The following is a 19,122-nucleotide window of genomic DNA, read 5'->3' as shown; positions in this document are numbered from 1 at the left end:
ACACTTCATAACTAGATGATAACAATAAAACGTATGTTTTATTATGAAAAAAAGTAATTCATCTCCCACCTATTTGTTGGTGCCATGTGCCTACATACAAATTGAAGAGAGAGAGGAATTACCTAAATTTAGTTAAAATGATTACATGCTGTAAATATACACATCAGATGAACAAAACAACTAAAATAAAAAAAAGAATCCCATATCATATATGTTTATGGGATTCTTTTTTCATCTAGTACTGGTCCATTGTTACACAGACCTCAATTAATTGTTTGTGCATTGTTTTATTTTATTAATAAACTACATAGATTCATTTTAGCGTTTGATATCCGTTAATATTTTCTGATATCCCATTGCTTTCGGGCTACCGATCTGAATTTTATTTGTTAACTCATTATTATAGATTGTTGTTGCTTTCGCAAATTGATTACGATCCCATTGGTGATCTTTAGCAATTTGTTCATCAGATAAATTATAGTATGAATAAGTTACACGTCCTTCTACATCTGGAATTGGATCATCGAAGGTTGTATCAAGATGGTACCATTTCCCCTCAATTTTCACTAGATTCCAAGCATGAGGTTGTCCATTTCCAGTCCCTGTTACAATATGACCTTCTACTCCTGCCTCTTTTAATAATTGATAAGTTAATAATGCATAGCCTTGACAAACAGCAGAACGGTTTGCTAAAGCTTCATATGCCGTATAAGCCTGGAAAGAAGTATCATACGAAACATGTTTTACGACATAATCATGAATCGCTTTTACTTTTTCATGTTCATCCATACCAGCTTTAACAATAGAAGTGATAACTGATTTTGCTTGTGTCTTTACATAGTTCATTTGCTCTTTTGATTCACGGTATGTAATTTTTAATGTAAATACATAATCTCCTGGAATACCACGAATAGAATATTGTGTATTTGAGATGTTATATTTCATGTATTCATTTGAATCAACTGTCTCATCATATGCTTTAACAAGCGTATCCATAACTTCTCTAATATTAGATTGTTTAGATTTATATGTTATAGTTATATCTTCTTCATGATTATTAATATAATTTTTCATGTCTTTTTTATAAGCTTCTAATAGTTGTACCTCAGTTTGTACACTCGTATCTTCATTATTTGGTTTCGTCACATCAGGATTTTGTGTATTTAATTGTTCCCTATAATTTAATGCATTAAATAAAAACTGTGCATACTGTTCACGAGTTACAGTTTTATTTGGTTCAAAACCTCCATTACCTGTACCTGATGCAATTTTATTCGACTGTACGGCACTAATAGCGTCCTTTGCCCATGAATTATCTGGTACATCATTAAAAGTATGTTTACTTAACACAGGAACTTTAAAAGCAGTCTTGATGACCTGTGCCATTTCTGCACGACTTAACGATTCTTTTGGTCGAAATTCCCCATTTTGATCCCCTTTAAAGACTCCTATGTCTGTCAAAAATAGAATCTCTTCTAGGAACATTGTTGAGTTTTTATTAATGTCCTTATATGGATTTTTAAGCTGAGACCCATCTTGCATAATATAAAAAGAGTTGTCCTTATTAAGAGTGCCTCCTTTTTTAGCAGGAGCTAGCACACGATAAATTAAAGCTGCCACCTGTTCACGAGTAGCATTATCTCCCAGGCCAAACATTCCATTTCCATATCCTCCGATAATATTACGATTAGCTAAGCTCGTAATGGCATTATTTGCCCAATGGTTTTTGGGAACATCATTAAATACAACTGAATTTCCCCCTGACTGGACTTCAGCTTTTACGGGATCACTACTTGTTCCTAACAATGCACCTCCTACCATCGTTAATGATGTTATTGATTTTAATAGTTTTTTACTCATAAATTCTCTCCTAATAATATATTAAAGTAATTAACTTTACTTCACTAAGTTTATTAAACAATTGGTATCTTTTAATTAAAATTTACAGATTTACGATACGAGAAAGCCCCTGCAGAACTTAAGTCCACCTTTAAGCATGGGATGAAAGTATCGCTTTTGCGTAGCAAAACATATTAAAATGGCCTCAAAGTCCTGCAAAAGACTCTAAAACATAAGGAGAACCAAACAATCTGTACGGTATGGCAACAGCACCTTAACCCATGAACCTATACGGTCTGTCCTGGGAGTGGTGATAGCAAATTGCAATCTTGCACGTCAGCGATACCAGAAATGGACTTCGCCTTTGGTAGCAAGAATCCCACTGACGTATGTCAGCTTGCCCCTTTAGGGGTGGGAGTGTCAAAAATGTACTATGAAAGACTTTTAGACAGATACAGTCTAGGATACTATAAAATACATATATAGTTTTATGCATTTATGCATTTTCTTCATTTTTTTAAACCAATAGGCATATTTTGTATAATATTTAAAGGGTTTTTGATGTTTCTATGAAAATAAATTAAATTTTCCTATATTGATTCCGTAAAAGGCTATCATACAAGATAAGAGATTTATTCTTTTGTTTTTCTTTTAAAATTTCAAATTGATTAATGAAAGATTCTGAACAATCATGTTCTTTTATGAAATGTTCTAATATTGAGTAAGCAGTGTGAAGAACTTCAGAATCGTGCTTAGCCTGATAATATTCTATATACTTCTTAAAATCTGGAGGAAGATATAAATAAGGAATATTAGACAATTGCCCCTTTGGCCCTTCAGAAATGGAAAATAAGAGTAAATCTTGCTCTTGTATATATTCCCTCTCTTGATCGCTATGATATTGATAGGAAAGTCTCGCTATGAATTTCGTATCATAGTCTGATTCCGCTTGAGTAATTGTTACAAAATCATTTATTTTCAAAGACCCACCTTGGTATACAAACTTCTTAGCATTTTTTACATTTGGATTATTATAAGACAGTTCTTTTATAGATTGAATTTCAAATGTAGTATGACCATGTGCTTTATCATTTTTGTTAAGATAAGTACTACAAATAAGTACAAAATTATCATAAAAATCGGGTGCTGTAGAAATACAAGGTAAACATTGAATTTCTATAATTGAATACTCATAAGACGTATTGATGTTACTTGGAAAAATCATTTTATAATTCTCCTTTAAATTTATTGCTCATACCATATAATCGATCTTCATGAAAAATAGAAAAGCCATTATCGAATTGATAAGGGCTTTTCACATACTTTTATATAGAATAAAAATCAGATGCCTATAGAAGTATAACATGAAATTCAATTAAAACAATGTGGCTCTGTTGCAAAGTTTGAAAAAAACATAAACAGGTTGGTAAATGAGGAACAATGCTTCGGAAGAAGTTAGTTCCAAATTTGATAGATGAGATTTCCATATTCATGAACCTGTTCTGATGCAAAGATTGCATCTATTTGAAAGAGGTATATAGATTCCTAATGGAATCTATTCTTATGCAGCCATTCCGAATAAACTTCATTTCATTTTGGACACACTTGTCCCGTAAAATAAGTTGGCCTTTTTTAATGATATGCATCGCTTCTATTCCTGAAAGAATAGATTTAGCTTTATGAAAAGATTTCAATCCTAACATTGAACGAACTCTCTTTTTAATAAAACGATGATCTTGCTCTACAATGTTATTAAGGTATTTTATCTACCTTATTTGGATGCCTACAGGCATCTTTTTCTCTTTCTTCAACTCTTCAATTGCTATAGGATAGGCCGAATTTTTTTCTACTGTAATCAAACGGGGCTTTGAAACATGAAAAGACTGCAAAGCTTTCTTGAAAAAACGCTTTGCAGCCCTATGATTTTTTGTTTTGCTTAAATGAAAATCAATTGTATTTCCTTTTGACTCAACAGCACGATATAGGTACATCCATTGACCTTTGACTTTCACATACGTCTCATCGGCTCACCAAGAATCATTGGTTGATTTAAGATGACGTCGTACGCGCTTATCTAATTCGGGACCATATGCATGATCGTAGCATGAGCAAGAGATAGCCCACGCTCTTCCATCATTTTGACTAAATCACGAAAACTGAGGTTGTACCGTAGGTACCATCTCACGGTTAATAAAATAATATCTGGTTGATAATGTTTCCACTTGATTAGATTTTGCTTTTCCATACCAATCACATCCTTTTTTAGAGTACTAGTATCAGTATGTCCAAGTTTGATAGACCATTTTCATATACTTCAAAGTTTTTGCCCCGGAACCGCTAAGAGCATGCGAGATTTTACACAGTTTTCCAGTTAATTCAGTAACAAATAGGAACCCTAAAACCCACGCCAGGATAGGAATGTATAAAAAATGAATAGAGTTATAGAAAAAGAAAAAAGGGATTCCTTGTGAGAGTAAGAATCCGCCTTTTTCTTGCTACCGATAATGATGCGTTATGTCAACCTAACATGTATAGGATATATACTGTTCCTTATTCAATTAAATGGCAGGCTAGTTGAATAAGGAATAATATCATTTTTATTACCATTTTATTCTATTTTTATATATAATTAATTTGTATTTTATATATAAATAGGAGGAAATTTATGACTTCAAATAAAGACTACATTCGTTATATTCGGGAAAAAGTAGGGCACGATTTAATATTTCTTAATTTTGCTGGAGGTATTGTTTATAACGAACGAAATGAAATCCTTTTACAAAAACGGGGAGATAGAAATGAGTGGGGTCTTCCAGGTGGTGCTATGGAACTTGGAGAATCTCTTGAAGACACCGCTAAACGAGAAATACTTGAGGAGACAGGATTAAATGTTGAGGTTGAACATCTTATAGGTGTCTACTCTAAATATTCTGGTGAGTTTCCGAACGGAGATAAAGCTCAGACTATCACTCATTGTTTTCAATGCAAGCCAATTGGCGGGGAACTTACTGTAGATGGTATTGAGACTTTAGATTTAAAATACTTCCCAATAGATCAAATACCGAAATTATTCACAAAACTACACGAAGATGCCTTAGAAGATTGGCTTTCCAAAAGAAAAGGTGTATTTAGATAAAAACACTTTCAAATTATTTATCCATAATCTTTAACTAACGGGTGCTTTAATTGAGCAAGAAACTAAAAACTTTTAACTTCCGCTTTCGATAATTATGTAAATGAGCTGTCCATATTGGCAGCTTATTGTTTTTTTACTTAGCGTGGGTTTTTTTCAAAATGCTGGCGGTACCCCATCGCCAGCAAGCTAAGATTTTAAAGCATCCCCTAAACGAAATTTTACTTTTCTATAATTAGTTATTTGTAAGGATCCAATCTGTTTTTGTTTTAGGGAACAATGAATTTCTTATTTTGATTACGATGCCTGCCTAAGTTGAAAACATAAAAATCAGCTTTATTATAAGGATTGACGAAATAAAATTCATTGTAGGAAATTTAAATAAAATCCCTACTTTTAATACACCAATCTAACGAAAATGTTAAAATATACAAAAAGATTTAAGGAGAAATGCATATGAGAGAAGATTTCAGCAATACAGCATTAATTATAATTGATGTTCAAAAAGCTTTTGAAGAGGAGAAATGGGGTACTAGAAATAACCCTAATGCTGAAGAGAATATTCTAATTCTTTTAAATATGTGGAGAGAAATAGAATATCCAATTATACATATTCAGCACTTATCTGATAACGATCAATCTATTTTCCACCCTAGTAAACAAAGTTCAGGTTTTAAAGATATTGTAGTTCCAATCAAAGATGAAACGATTTTTAAGAAGAAAGTAAACAGCGCATTTATAGGAACTGGACTTGAAGAACATTTGAAAGAAAATAAAATAAAAAAAGCCGTAATAGTAGGATTAACAACTCCTCACTGTGTATCAACTACTACTCGAATGAGTGGTAATTTAGGCTTTGAAACTTACCTAGTATCTGATGCAACAGCTGCATTTGCAATAAAAGGCGCAGACGACACATATTATTCAGCTGAACAAATACATAATGTATCATTAGCAACTTTAGATGATGAGTTTGCCACAGTTTTATCAACTGAAGAATTGATTAAAAAGTTGCAGTTAGTTGAAACCATACAGTCATAATTAACATAATTTTCAAATATCAAAAGTGGATATGTTAAGATTTGATATATAATAAAATCAACCCGTGGTTAGAGTGTTTGCTCCGATTCAAGTTATGAGATAGTTTATTTCACTTTTTTTCATTATCTAAAAAAGAACTTGTAGAGATACCTACAAGTTCTTTTTATTTTCAAATTCAATATTAATAATAATTTAACTATATTAACAGGGTGCTGCTATTGTTGTTGTCTTCATGTATATTAGCAAGGATTCATTTATTCACCCAAGATTTATACTATTTAAACCCCTGTTTTTTTCTGGGAACACCATGTACTTTTTATAAAAGCCAAAAATTGCAAGCTAACACTCCTACTATACTAGTTTTATCTATATACCCTAGACCGTTTCGACTATCCATACTTTTATAACGATTATCTCCCATTACAAATAATTTGCCTGAAGGCACTTTCCTCTCGCTAAAGTTGGAGAAAAATTCAGTTTTATTAATTAAATCTTTGTAAACATAAGGTTCTTCTTGTTTCTCCCCATCTATATAAACGGAATCGTTAACCATTTTAACTGTTTCATTGGGCAAACCAATTATCCTTTTTATGTAATAATTGGAATCGTTCGGTATTTTTATAACAACAATCTGCCCATGATATAATGGGCAGATTGTTGTAGCTGCTCTATTTACTAATATATATTCTTGATCTTGTACAGTGGGGTACATGGAATTTCCTTTTACTTTATAAAAATCAAAATTGAAAAATAACAACAAAAACATCAACATACCAAATAGAAAAAACTTTAAATTAAGATTATATTCTTGTTCTTCAGATAACATATGGTTCCATTCCTTATTAATAATTTCATAAAAAATGCCGCCTACTAAGTTTTAATGCAGGGGGCATTTTTTTATTATCTTCATTCGCTTTATTTAGTTTGTTTGAGAAGGGGTATTATCCCCTGTATCCTTTTTTAATTCAAAGTATGCATCTAAAATGTCTCTACCAATCATTGAATTAATTCCACCTTTATCATCATATACCCATGGTACAACAACAGAAAATGCGACTTCCGGGTTATCATATGGAGCATATCCTGCTAAAGTTAAATTATAACAACGGATTCTTTTCCCTTGTTCATCTCTACCAACAGGATCATCTCCTCCATAAACTGTTTGTGCTGTTCCTGTTTTACCAGCCGGTTTATAAGAAGCTTTTTGGAAATAATGCACACCTGTTCCATCACCTTCTTGAAATACTCTTCTGAAACCTTCTTGTACTCGATCAATATATTCTTTTTTCATATCTACACGGTTCAATACAACTGGCTCCATGGATTGTACAACTTTTCCAATCTCTTCTTCTTTCACTGTATGCTCTCGAATTTCTTGCACAATCTGTGGTTTCATTCGATATCCCCCATTTGCAATAGTAGAAATGTATTGTGCTAACTGCAATGGTGAATACGTATCATACTGTCCAATAGCTAAATCTAGTAAGAAACCTGGCTGATAATTTTCTTTACTCATTTGTCCAATATCTTCATTTGGTAAATCTATACCTGTTGGAACACCTAAACCAAATTGTCCAAAATAATATCTCATTTTATCAAATGTAGCTGCTGTAATATTTAATGAGCCATTAGGTACATAATTTATGCCTGCAATTTTTAAAGCTGTATTGAACATGTAAACATTTGATGAAACTTGTAACGCTCGTAGGTCATCAATACTTCCAAAATCCTTCCAAGATTTTTTGGGTTTTGTTCCTTTAAAATACATTGGTGCATCATGAAAATATGTTCCTGGCGTTATGGAACCTGTCTCAAATCCTGTTAAAAGTGTAGCTCCTTTTACGGTAGATCCAAGCTCATAAGAGCTAGTCAATGTACCTAAAGCATAATCTTCTACTTTTATATTCCCATCTTTTTTCACTAATTTTTTTCCAGCCATGGATAAAAGTTGACCTGTTTTTGGATCCATCATTACCACAAACGCTCGGTCTAATAGTGGTTCTGAACCTTTAAACTCTTTTAAACGCTTTTCAATAATCTCTTCAACCTGCTTCTGTAATTTCATATTGATTGTTAATGTTAAATTTTTTCCGTTCTTCCCGTTGGAAATCATTTCTGTTTGAGTAATATTTTTTTCTTTGTCAGTAATATTTCGAACTTCAGCTTTTTCTCCATGTAATACGTCTTCATACCGTTGTTCAATATAACTTTTTCCAATGCGATCATTACGATTGTAACCACGCACTAAATAAGAGTCTAAATTTTCTTTTGGAAGCCCTTCTTCAGCACTTGTAATATTTCCTAATACCGAACGGAATAAATCCCCATTTACATAATTACGATCCCAGTCTGTTGTTGCATCTACCCCTGGGAATCTTTCTAAATTCTCACTTATTATTGCGTATTCTTTCTCGGTTGCGTTCTTTTTTATAACTTGAGGTGTCATTTGATATCCTGAACTCATTTTACTTTTAATAGCTAATACTTTTAGGTCTTCTGGCGTTAATTTACTTAGTTCTTCATCAGTGACACGTTCTCGTCTCAATTTTTCTATTTTATTATCAAACCCTTTTCCCTCAATATTTTTTGCTCTAAGTTTTTCCTCGTCTTGTTTCGTTATTTTTTTTTGGGCCTGTTCTTTATTCATTTGCATCCAAAAATCTTTTCTATCTGTTTCAGTTAATTTATTTATATCTTCTTCGGATATTTCAATTATATTTGAAAGGTCTTTAGCTACTTTCAGAATATCATCGGATTGTATACCTTTCATTCTTGTATACGTTATGACACGAATAGCGTTATTGTTAACAACCTTTTCACCTTCTCGATCAAAAATCTGTCCACGTGGAACGGGGACACTAATGGTTTCGTTTTCTTGTTTTTCAACTATATTTTTATAAGATTCTCCATCAACGATTTGTACTTTTCCTAACTGAAGAATAATAGTTGAAAATAGTAAAAACACACAAAAAAACAGTGCGTTTAATCTAAAAGTAACTTTATCTTTCTTTGTTTTATTAGGCTTTCCTTTGCTCATGTAAACCTCCGCTTTAATAATATTAAATCCAATACTTTTACTTTAAATATATTAAATAATATATAAGGATAAGTAAAGTTAAATAAATTTAAAGAATTTCTAAAGTATTACCTGATTTTATTAATATATATTTTTAAAAAAAGAGAGCACTTATACATGCAATCAACTTAAGAAACTTTAATACCCCTAAAATACATCTCATCACTTCAAAAGGTACACCTTGTGGTTTAGTTTCTATCACTACGTATTCAAAGAAGTGAAGAACGTTTGTTATGTCTATAAAAGTATACTTTTATAGACGATTCAAAGGATTGACTTAACGTTAAACACACCCAGGATTATATGTAAACCACAGAAAATGGTGAAGAGACCTTAAAAATATCTACTTCAGGTAGATTGATAAATTAATAAAAAAACAAGAAGGTTAAATAGTAAATATCGCTTTTCCTCTTGTTTTTATTTTGTGAGTGGCTCCAAAAAGAAAGAATCGTTGTCGTACCCCAACAATAGTATGCAATTTTGCATATTTAATTTGGATCATTTAAATAATATGTTATTTTGTTTTAGTTATATAAATGAAATCAATAAAATGGCACTTATCCGTAATGTGAAGGATGAAAATAGTTGGCTCATTAATAATGGGATTTACTATACAGGACGTTTAGGGAAATTTCATAGCAATCCGAAGAAGGGGTTAGACGTTGTTACCCAAGCGATGCAGATGTATCCATATTTAGGAGAGCAATATTTTGGTGCGGCAGCACAGATTGCTACAAATTACGGCGGAGTAGATGCAAATGGAAAAGCAGTAAATTTAGATCAACTTCGAGAAGAGGGTAAGAAGAAACTTTTACCGAAAACGTATACGTTTGATGACGGAGCAATTGTCTTTAAAACGGGAGATAAAGTGACAGAGGAAAAGATCCAAAGAATGTACTGGGCTGCGAAAGAAGTAAAAGCACAATATCATCGTGTAATTGGAAATGATAAAGCATTAGAACAAGGGAATCCCGATGATGTATTAACAGTCGTGATTTATAATACGCCAAGTGAATATAAATTTAACCAGCAGTTGTACGGATATGGAACAGATAATGGTGGTATGTATATTGAACAAATCGGAACATTCTTTACATACGAACGTACACCGCAGCAAAGTATTTATAGTTTAGAAGAGTTGTTCCGTCATGAATTTACGCACTATTTGCAAGGAAGATATGAAGTGCCTGGATTATTTTGGAGAGGAGATATACAGCAAAATGAACGTTTGACATGGTATCAAGAAGAAAATGCGGAATTATTTGCCGGATCGACACGTACAAATAATGTAGTACCGCGTAAGAGTATGATAAGTGGTTTATCAAACGAACCAGCAGATCGCTTTACAGCAGAAAAAACATTGTTTTCAAAATATGGATCATGGGATTTTATCACTATTCCTATGCATTGCAGTCTTATATGTATACTAACAAATTTGATGAGTTCGATAAAATACAAGATTTAATTAGTGCAAATGATGTGAAAGGTTATGATGCATACCGAGAGGCGTTAAGTAAAGATGCACAATTGAATAAAGAATATCAAACATATATGCAGCAATTAATTGATAATATAGATAAATATAATGTGCTGCAAGTATCAGATGATTATGTAGTAAGTCATGCACAGAAGGCACTAGCGGAAGTGAAACAAGAGATTGCAGATGTTGCGAATGTAAAAGATGCAAAAATTACAAAGCATAAGTCTCAATTCTTTAATACATTTACAGTTGAAGGTACGTACACAGGCGGTACAACGAAAGGTGAATCTGAAGACTGGAAAACGATGAGTAAACAAGTGAACGAAGCATTAGAAAAGCTGTCACAAAAAGGATGGAGCGGTTATAAAACAGTAACAGCATATTTTGTAAATTATCGTGTAAATAATGAAAATCAGTTTGAGTATGATATTGTTTTCCACGGCATTGCAACAGATGAAGGCTCAAATGAAGGAATGATTGTAGAGAGAAAAGAAGCATATTACGGGGAAGCAAATAACGCAATTCAGTTTAAGAGCGATAGTTCAAAAGCTGAAGATCGAAAAATTATTTCTTACCTTTGGGACTTTGGAGATGGTAACACAAGCACAGAAGCAAATCCTATTTATGCATATGAAAAAGAAGGAACGGTACCCCTTATAATATTCTCAATTGGAAAGTGCAATTTATGGGAGGATAGACCACAATGCCTGAACCAAATATAAAAATAAAAAAGATATGGGAAGATACCGATTTCTATGAATTGAATTTTGACTTTACTGGATTTTATGGCACTGCGAGCATTAACATATATACCACCAATGAAGAACTCGAGGATTTAAAAAAGGGAATAATCAAGTTTTCCACTTTTAAATTACATGAGTTTCAATGGGTTTCAGGTAAGGATATAGACAATATAACCCATTTCTTATCCATGAGATTCTTCTTACATGATAGAAGAGGAATTGTGGGTATAGAGGTAGTAGCTGACAATAAGCAATCAAAGCCTTATTGGATGCGTTCAAATCTGTTTATTCTTACGGAACTTAATCAAATTGATGATTTTATAAAAAAAATAAAACAGTTAATTAATGAGGAAATTACCGAGTTAGAAGGCATAATTTCAGTCTGACAATGATAATTTTTGTAGGTAAATTACATATATTAACTTCCGCTAATGAGACGTTATGTTAACCTCACATGAATGGAATATACATCTAATTTTTACAACAAATCAATTATTCTAAATGATACAATAAAGAAAAAATTAAGGTGGTCCAGAATAATGAGAATTTACTTAACCCGACATGGACAAACAGAATGGAATATAGAAAATAGAATGCAAGGTTGGAAAGATTCAGCATTAACTCCCGAAGGAATAAACAATGCTATTTCTTTAGGGAATTCACTAAAAAACATAGAATTTAATGCAATCTATACAAGTACAAGTAATAGAGCTGTAAATACAGCAAAATTACTTAGTAAACAAAACGATACTAGTTTGATATTAAATCCAGATTTAAGAGAAATCAATATGGGTGCTTGGGAAGGGAAAACACATGAAGAAATAAAAAAAGCTCACCCAGCACAGTACAAAAATTTTTGGGAAAATCCAATTTACTATGAACCAATTGGAGGGGAAACGCTTAAACAATTTGTAGACCGAGTTGTTTCAGTATTTAATACCATTATCTCAACTCATCAAGAAGGAAATATTTTAATTGTTACCCATGCAATTTTTTTAAAAACATTGCTTATGCATGTTAAAGGGGAATCTATTACAAACTTATGGGATCCGCCCTTCATACATGGTACTAGTTTAACTATTTTAGAAATTAAAGATGAAGGTTACACCATACAACTAGAAGGAGATACTACACATCTTAATACATCTGTAACACTTTAATTGACTTCCGCTAACGAAAATTATGTAAATAAGCTGTCCATATGGGCAGCTATTATATTTTTTGCTTAGCGTATGTTTTCGTTAAAATCTTGGCGATACGACTCATATTGTTCCATTAAAAAAATGTTTTAACCTATAGAAAAAAGTATTAGACTATTAAAAAATAGTTGTAGACTGAAAAGGTGCTTTCCATGCCTGAAAACACCTTTTTTATATGAATTCTGTTAAAGTTAGATTTTCACTTAGTTAACAGTAGCTCCCAGTTAGTTTAACTGCTATCAGTAATACTAAATAGAAATTGATACTAGTACTCTAAAAAAGGATGTGATTGGTATGGAAAAGCAAAATCTATTCAAGTGGAAACATTATCAACCGGATATTATTTTATTAATCGTGAGATGGTACCTACGGTACAACCCCAGTTTTCGTGATTTAGTCGAAATGATGGAAGAACGTGGGCTATCCCTTGCTCATACAACGATTATGCGATGGGTTCATCAATATGGTCCCGAATTAGATAAGCGCGTACGACGTCATCTTAAATCAACCAATGATTCTTGGCGAGTCGATGAGACGTATGTGAAAGTCAAAGGTCAATGGATGTACTTATATCGTGCTGTTGATTCAAAAGGAAATACAATTGATTCTCATTTAAGCAAAACAAGAGATCACAGGGCTGCAAAGTGTTTTTTCAAGAAAGCTTTGCAGCCTTTTCATGTTTCAAAGCCCCGTGTGATTACAGTAGACGAAAATCCGGCCTATCCTATAGCGATTGAAGAGTTGAAGAAAGAGAAAAAGATGCCTGTAGGCATCCAAATAAGGCAGATAAAATACCTTAATAACATTGTAGAGCAAGATCATCGTTTTATTAAAAAGAGAGTTCGTTCAATGTTAGGATTGAAATCTTTTCATACAGCTAAATCTATTCTTTCAGGAATAGAAGCAATGCATATCATTAAAAAAGGCCAACTTATTTTACGGGACAAGTGTGTCCAAAATGTAATGAGGTTTATTCATCAACTATTCGGAATAGCTGCATAAGAATAGATGCAATCATTGCACCAGAACCGCATAAAAAAGCCTCCAAACGCTAAACATTAGAGGTCGAATAAGGGTAAATTGGGAAGAGAAGCATGCAGAGGGGGGATTCTCTACAACCGTAATACATGTTATCATATTATTAAAATTCCTAAAATTTCCTTTAAGGACAAAAAAATGAGCTTATATTTGTTTATTTATTTTATGTTACAGTTCCATATGTTAGTCAATTACAACACTGTTAAGAAGGAGTATGCATAATGAAAGCAAAGATACGGATAAAGACAAAGTAAAAGAGTCTATGGAGTTAATCAAAGAAGGTAACGGATATTGGAAAACAGGGTATAAGCCAATTGAAGACGCTACTGTAAAACAAGCAAACTCTCTTAGTGATAAAACAGGGGTAAAATTCGATAGCCCTTCAACTTCTACATCTGAAGATAGTAATGTTCAAATATCGCAAAACGGCAAAGAGTTAATGGGTGAATGGGGTAGTTACAGAGGTTCTGAATTCCACAAAGGTTTAGACTTCCGTGAAGATGAAACATTCACATTCTATGATGATTCTGGTAAAACAGACTATGAAAACAACCATATGGAGGGTGCATGGCATTATAATCCTGAAACGCAGAAAGTGACAATCATGCCAACAGAATTTGTAAAAGATGGTCAGAAAATAGATGCAAAACAAATGAAAGTAGCAGTAGACTATAAGGTTGAGTTCCTAAGAGCAGGTTCTTTACATATGGTAGACGATAAAGGAAACAAGATAGAAGCAGAAAGAAGAAAATAAGAATAGTGTAAGGGGTATGACAGGTTGCTTGTAAAAGGTAACCTGTTTCTAAATAAATATAAAATAGTAAAGGGGAAGATGGAAATGAAAGCAAAGAAACTAGTAACGTTAGCATTACCAATTATGTTGTTAGGTGGTTGTGTAACAATTGAAACAAGTAAGAAAGAAGAACCAAAGAAGGAAGAAACGAGTAAGGTAGAAAAAGAAAGTAAGACTACTGAAAAGGATACTAAGAAAGAAGATAGCTTAACAGTAGCAAAAGGGGAAGACAAGAAGAGTCATTCAAGTAGTTCTTCAAAAGAGGATAATCCTTTATTGAAAGGGGAAAACGGTGAATCGTTAAGAATAGACTCTGATAGTTCTTCTAACAGTAACTCAAACAGTTCTTCAAGTAACTCTAGTAGTGGTAGTAGTAATTTTGAAGAACCTAATTCTTTACTAAGAGGGGAAAACGGTGAGTCATTAAGAATAAACTCGAATTATGCACCTAACTTTAAAACTTCTAGTCCAGTTAATTCAGAAACGAAGAAGTACATGTCAAACATTATAACTTATTCTACTGAAGTTGCGAATACATTAGACCTTGTAGATAAGATTGCAAACTCAAGTTCGAAAGATTATCAACAAAAGAAAAGTGAGTTGACTTTAAGTCTAGGAGGGGCAAAAGTTCACTTAGGTAAACTAAGAGACCTAAAAGCACCAACTGGATTTGAGGGAGACCAAAAGAACATCGTAAAAGCAATGGATTTATACGGTAAAGGTTTCCAATTAATGATAGATGCATTAAATGATATGGATGAAACAAAGGTAGATAAAGCCATAATTGAAGTACAAGAAGGTAATAAGTACTGGATGGATGCAATAAACAGTATTGATAGAAAAACAAGATAACAATTCAGAGTCAATCAAAAAGGGGTATTCGGAAATGAGAATAAAAAGACTAATAGGTGTTACCCTACCAGTCCTTTTATTGTTTGGTGGTTGTTCCTCTGACAAAGTAAACACTAAGTCAGAGAGCAAACCACTACAAGAAAGTAAGGTAGATAAAGTGAAACCTATGGATGTAGGTAACTATTCAGTAGAAGAGTATATTAATTCTCTTTCAGACATAGCTTTAACGATGGAGGATAAGGTAAATGAGATGGATAACTTACTTGTAGGAGAAGACCTTCCATTCCATAACAAGCATAAGTATTTAAAATTAGCAGAAGAATTAATAGACTTGTCAGTACAAGCTAGGGAGTTAAAAGTACCGAAAGAGTTTGCGGAGATACATAAAGACGTTGATAAAGCTATGCAGATGTACAGTAAGGGTTTTCAATATCAAATAGACTATGTAAAACATCCAAACCCTAAAGATACAAATAAAGCTATAGAGGTTATAACAGAAGCAGGTAACTTTTGGGTAGAAACATCTGAAAGACTGGGTAAAGAATACGGTAAAGTATTATCACAATAAAATCATTATAAGGGGTAGTTTTAAATGAAATCTAAGAGACTGATAACGTTAGCATTACCAATCATGTTACTAGGTGGTTGTGCTACAGATAAAGCAGAGACGAAAGCAAAGGATAAAGTAGAAGAAAAAGCAGTAACAAAGGAAAAGATAGAGTTAGACAAGTATCCTGACCATATGTACAAGTTAAAGAGTGAGTTAGAACTTACAATTGATGACCTAAAAGTAATAGCAGGTAAAACGAAAGATAAGAGTAATGACATCAAAGAGTTAAACAAAGAAATGTTTGAAAAAGGAGAAGAGATACAGAAAATAGTTTCTAATTTCCGTAAAATTGAACCTCCTAAAGAGTTTGAGAAAGAGCATAAAACAATTCTAAAAGGAGTAGACTGTTATAGCGAAGCATTTGAATCACAATTTAAATCAGCTAAGAGTGGTTCTATTACGAAAGAAAAGGTTGAAAAGTCGAAAGACTTAATGCTAAAAGGAAATGATTACTTCAAAGAGGGGTATGACGACCAACTGTCTGATGCATTAACAAAATCATCAGCGAAGAAACTAGAAGAACAGCAAAAGAATCAGAAACCATCCGAATTCCCCACAGACGGTAAACCATTTGTAGGAGAATGGGGTCATTTGGAAGGTTCTAACTTTGTTAAGGCTTTAGACTTTAAGGAAGATGGTACATATATAATATTCGATGATAAAGGTAAAACCTCATTCGAAGACAACCATATGACAGGTAAATGGTCTTACAAACCAGACTCAAAACAATTCACAATGACAATTGGGGAGTATGTAAAAGACGGTCAAAAGGTGGATGTGAGTCAAATGAAAGAATCAGTAAGCTATACAGTAGAAATTTTCTTTGCTGATTACTTAAATATGGTAGACGCAAAAGGTAACAGAATTGATGTACAAAAACGTAAATAATATAGTATAAGTCATTATAAAGGTGCTTGGAACAGAACGAAGTAATGTAAACAATAGGTTGTAACAGGTTACTGGTCAAAAGGTAGCCTGTTTACATACAAGAAACAATATATTAAAGGGTATTCAAAATGAAAGCAAAGAAACAAGGATCACAAACAAAGGGGTATATAACAATGAAACGGAAACTATTAGCAGTAGTGTTACCAATTATGTTAGTAGCAGGGGTAGGATGTTCAAATAAAGACGTTGCAGAAGATAAGAAGACTGATAGTCTGCAAGTAGCAGAAGCAGATAGTCAAGAAGTATCAAAAGGTAAAGAAAAATCAGGTAACAAAGACGTATCAGAGACTAAAGCAGAGAAAGAGTACAATTCAAAATTAAACTCTTTATTAGAGGATATAACGAAGCAAGCATTAGAATTAAGTGATATTTTGACTAGTGATAAACCAATAATTGAAAAAGCAGATGCGTACAGAGAGAAGTCTGAACCTATGCAAGAAACAGCAGATAAATTAAGTGAATTAGACCCTGGCGAGAAGTATAAAGACGTACAAAGTACTGTACAGGATGCTATGTATAATGCGAAGACTGGTACAATTTTAATAGGTCAAGGATTAAACCTAAAAGACGAAACTTTAGTTCAAAAGGGTTCGGAATCAATGGATAAAGTTTCTAAATTACTACTTGAAGTAGATAAAAAGTTGAAAGCGATAAAATAAAAGAGGGGGTTATAACACATACCCATCAAGCTAAGATTTTAAAGTATCCCCTTAATGGAAATTTTGTGTTTTTATAGCATCCAAGTTTATTTTTCTCTTTTTTGGGGTAACTTGTTTTCTTAAGTTAATGGGCATGGGGTACAGCTATAATTACACATAAAGAAAAAGAATCCCTTATGATTTCTGGGATTCTCTTTCTTTTTTTAAATTTTATCAGACAAATGATCTGCATATCAATTTATTTTTGATATACAGATCATTTGTCTGATAATTTTATATAAATAATTGCGGCGTAATAAACTTACATAAATGCTTTTAAAAGTTCTTGAACTAATGGAATTGCTCCACCTACGAATTTTAAAACTGCCATTGCGATTTCCATAATCATTTCCTCCTTTTTTAATATTATGATGTAGTAAATCTTATACTCTCATTATATTAAGTGTATTAATTTGCATCAATACATTTTAATATGCAATATTACATCTTAAAATCATGTTTTATACTGTTATAATAGAAGAGGTAAATTCTACAGCATTTTTCGATATACTAAACGGCTAATGAACATAAAAAAGGAAGAGAATTTTTAAAGTTCTCTTCCTTTTTTATGTGTTCATAGACAGTACTCATCTATATTAAGAAAGTACACCTATACAATTATTGGTTTTAAAAAGCTTGATGATTTACCTTCAGCTCGAGGAATGACACATGCAAATCCGCAATTAGGAGCAGGGGGATTGGGCAAATATTTACTCCAGACTTTAAACAACTTGTAAGGGAAGGAAAAGCAAATCCGATATTGGATGAACAAATGGTGATAATTTTCTAGTTTACATAACATATATTATCGGTAGTTGAGAATCTCATCAAATCTTTATCTCAAAATGAATAGTAATCTTGTGTCATTGAGACGGGAAATGGGAATTTGCTCATTTTCAGGTTTATGTTATGGATAGCGTAATGCAGTAAATCGATCTAGGATGGTCACAGAATCTTTTACTAAAAAAAATTCACTTCTGTTATTTAAGATTTACATTATTAAATTAATATATTAATAGGTAGAAAGTTTTAATTCTAAGCTAAAAATGTCTCATATCTCAAAACAAAGAGTATTCTTGATTTTTGAGATATGTGAGAAAAAATGCCGGTTCATGTAGCCTTCCTTTGTATTTATTTCAAAAAATATCGCCACCCATACTTTTCTCAGGAGCTACTTCATGTAAATTACCTTCCCGACGCTTCCACCCTAAAAATTTAGCTTGTTCTTTGGTAATATAATTATCCGGTAATTTTTTATGTTCTTTTACATATTTAATAACCTCATCAAAACCTGTAGGATATTTTGTGAAGTCTGTATTTTTGGCTACTGCTTCTAGAGGTATCAGTATGTCCAAGTTTTACAGATTACTTGTAATTACCTTGAAGTTTTTGCACTAGAACCCATCATCTTTATGTTGATGATAAAGTTTTTTAAAATGATCCCATCTCTCTTTTTATGTAACTGCCTAATTAAAATATTGTTTTAACAACTCACTACCTGTTTTAATTGTTGTATACCATTGTCCGTCATACCCTTTTCCTTCTGATGGATTATGGAAGTCTTCATATCTTTCTAAATCCTTGTTTGTCTCAAATTCTTCCTTCACACTCTCTAAGTCTTCATCTTCAATCCCACCGAAAACCCTCCCCATTTCATAGTTTCCATCTTCGT

The 19,122-nt window shown here is 32.5% G+C and carries 15 protein-coding genes and 3 pseudogenes; 11 read left to right on the top strand and 7 right to left on the bottom strand.

The window, feature by feature from the left end:
* Window positions 1–318: 318 nt before the first annotated feature.
* From MR109_RS24615 to MR109_RS24605, 3 genes and pseudogenes are all read right to left on the bottom strand, one after another.
* A complete protein-coding gene (locus tag MR109_RS24615) occupies window positions 319–1,860 on the bottom strand; it encodes an S-layer homology domain-containing protein (protein ID WP_242274192.1) in 1,542 nt (513 codons plus the stop codon).
* A gap of 559 nt (window positions 1,861–2,419) precedes the next feature.
* A complete protein-coding gene (locus tag MR109_RS24610) occupies window positions 2,420–3,064 on the bottom strand; it encodes a hypothetical protein (RefSeq protein WP_242274190.1) in 645 nt (214 codons plus the stop codon).
* Window positions 3,065–3,359: 295 nt separating this feature from the next.
* Window positions 3,360–4,084, bottom strand: a pseudogene (locus MR109_RS24605) (IS6 family transposase).
* Between the two features lie 420 nt (window positions 4,085–4,504).
* Between MR109_RS24605 and MR109_RS24600 the strand changes: the two are divergent.
* The gene (locus MR109_RS24600; protein WP_242274188.1) at window positions 4,505–4,975 is read left to right on the top strand and encodes an NUDIX hydrolase; all 471 of its coding nucleotides are present in this window, start codon (window positions 4,505–4,507) and stop codon (window positions 4,973–4,975) included.
* A 453-nt stretch (window positions 4,976–5,428) separates the two neighbouring features.
* On the top strand, window positions 5,429–6,013 hold the full coding sequence (locus tag MR109_RS24595; protein WP_242274187.1) for a cysteine hydrolase family protein: 585 nt from the start codon (window positions 5,429–5,431) through the stop codon (window positions 6,011–6,013).
* A 316-nt stretch (window positions 6,014–6,329) separates the two neighbouring features.
* Here the strand turns inward: MR109_RS24595 and lepB are convergent, their stop codons facing one another.
* Entirely contained in the window at window positions 6,330–6,839 is a 510-nt protein-coding gene (gene lepB, locus MR109_RS24590) for a signal peptidase I (RefSeq protein WP_002187936.1), read from the bottom strand.
* Window positions 6,840–6,932: 93 nt separating this feature from the next.
* Window positions 6,933–9,050 carry a peptidoglycan D,D-transpeptidase FtsI family protein gene (locus MR109_RS24585; RefSeq protein ID WP_098308527.1) on the bottom strand — a complete coding sequence of 706 codons (2,118 nt, stop codon included), beginning with the start codon at window positions 9,048–9,050 and terminating at the stop codon, window positions 6,933–6,935.
* 568 nt (window positions 9,051–9,618) lie between these two features.
* Between MR109_RS24585 and MR109_RS24580 the strand changes: the two are divergent.
* The 9 genes and pseudogenes from MR109_RS24580 to MR109_RS24540 form a co-directional block, all read left to right on the top strand.
* A pseudogene (locus tag MR109_RS24580) lies at window positions 9,619–11,216 on the top strand (collagenase); the annotation flags it as partial.
* A gap of 56 nt (window positions 11,217–11,272) precedes the next feature.
* The gene (locus tag MR109_RS24575; protein WP_242274186.1) at window positions 11,273–11,698 is read left to right on the top strand and encodes a hypothetical protein; all 426 of its coding nucleotides are present in this window, start codon (window positions 11,273–11,275) and stop codon (window positions 11,696–11,698) included.
* Between the two features lie 153 nt (window positions 11,699–11,851).
* Complete coding sequence (locus tag MR109_RS24570; RefSeq protein ID WP_242274184.1) at window positions 11,852–12,472, top strand: histidine phosphatase family protein; 621 nt, start codon at window positions 11,852–11,854, stop codon at window positions 12,470–12,472.
* A gap of 333 nt (window positions 12,473–12,805) precedes the next feature.
* Window positions 12,806–13,513, top strand: a complete 708-nt coding sequence (locus MR109_RS24565) for an IS6 family transposase (protein ID WP_242274182.1) — start codon at window positions 12,806–12,808, stop codon at window positions 13,511–13,513.
* A 250-nt stretch (window positions 13,514–13,763) separates the two neighbouring features.
* On the top strand, window positions 13,764–14,303 hold the full coding sequence (locus MR109_RS24560) for a DUF3994 domain-containing protein (protein WP_472926448.1): 540 nt from the start codon (window positions 13,764–13,766) through the stop codon (window positions 14,301–14,303).
* Between the two features lie 84 nt (window positions 14,304–14,387).
* Complete coding sequence (locus tag MR109_RS24555; RefSeq protein ID WP_242274181.1) at window positions 14,388–15,194, top strand: DUF7018 domain-containing (lipo)protein; 807 nt, start codon at window positions 14,388–14,390, stop codon at window positions 15,192–15,194.
* 34 nt (window positions 15,195–15,228) lie between these two features.
* Window positions 15,229–15,762, top strand: a complete 534-nt coding sequence (locus MR109_RS24550) for a DUF7018 domain-containing (lipo)protein (RefSeq protein ID WP_025151030.1) — start codon at window positions 15,229–15,231, stop codon at window positions 15,760–15,762.
* A 24-nt stretch (window positions 15,763–15,786) separates the two neighbouring features.
* Window positions 15,787–16,692: a DUF3994 domain-containing protein gene (locus tag MR109_RS24545; RefSeq protein ID WP_242274179.1), complete on the top strand. Its 906-nt coding sequence runs from the start codon at window positions 15,787–15,789 to the stop codon at window positions 16,690–16,692.
* 173 nt (window positions 16,693–16,865) lie between these two features.
* On the top strand, window positions 16,866–17,411 hold the full coding sequence (locus tag MR109_RS24540; protein WP_048372027.1) for a DUF7018 domain-containing (lipo)protein: 546 nt from the start codon (window positions 16,866–16,868) through the stop codon (window positions 17,409–17,411).
* Window positions 17,412–18,586: 1,175 nt separating this feature from the next.
* Here MR109_RS24540 and MR109_RS24535 read toward each other — a convergent pair.
* Entirely contained in the window at window positions 18,587–18,805 is a 219-nt protein-coding gene (locus tag MR109_RS24535) for a hypothetical protein (RefSeq protein WP_242274178.1), read from the bottom strand.
* Window positions 18,806–18,916: 111 nt separating this feature from the next.
* Window positions 18,917–19,122 (bottom strand): annotated as a pseudogene (locus tag MR109_RS24530) (hypothetical protein); the annotation flags it as partial.

The organism is Bacillus cereus group sp. BfR-BA-01310 (assembly GCF_022664325.1).
GTDB lineage: Bacteria > Bacillota > Bacilli > Bacillales > Bacillaceae_G > Bacillus_A > Bacillus_A paramycoides.
The sequence above is the reverse complement of the archived record's forward strand: the minus strand, read 5'-3'. Positions and strand labels throughout refer to the sequence as shown.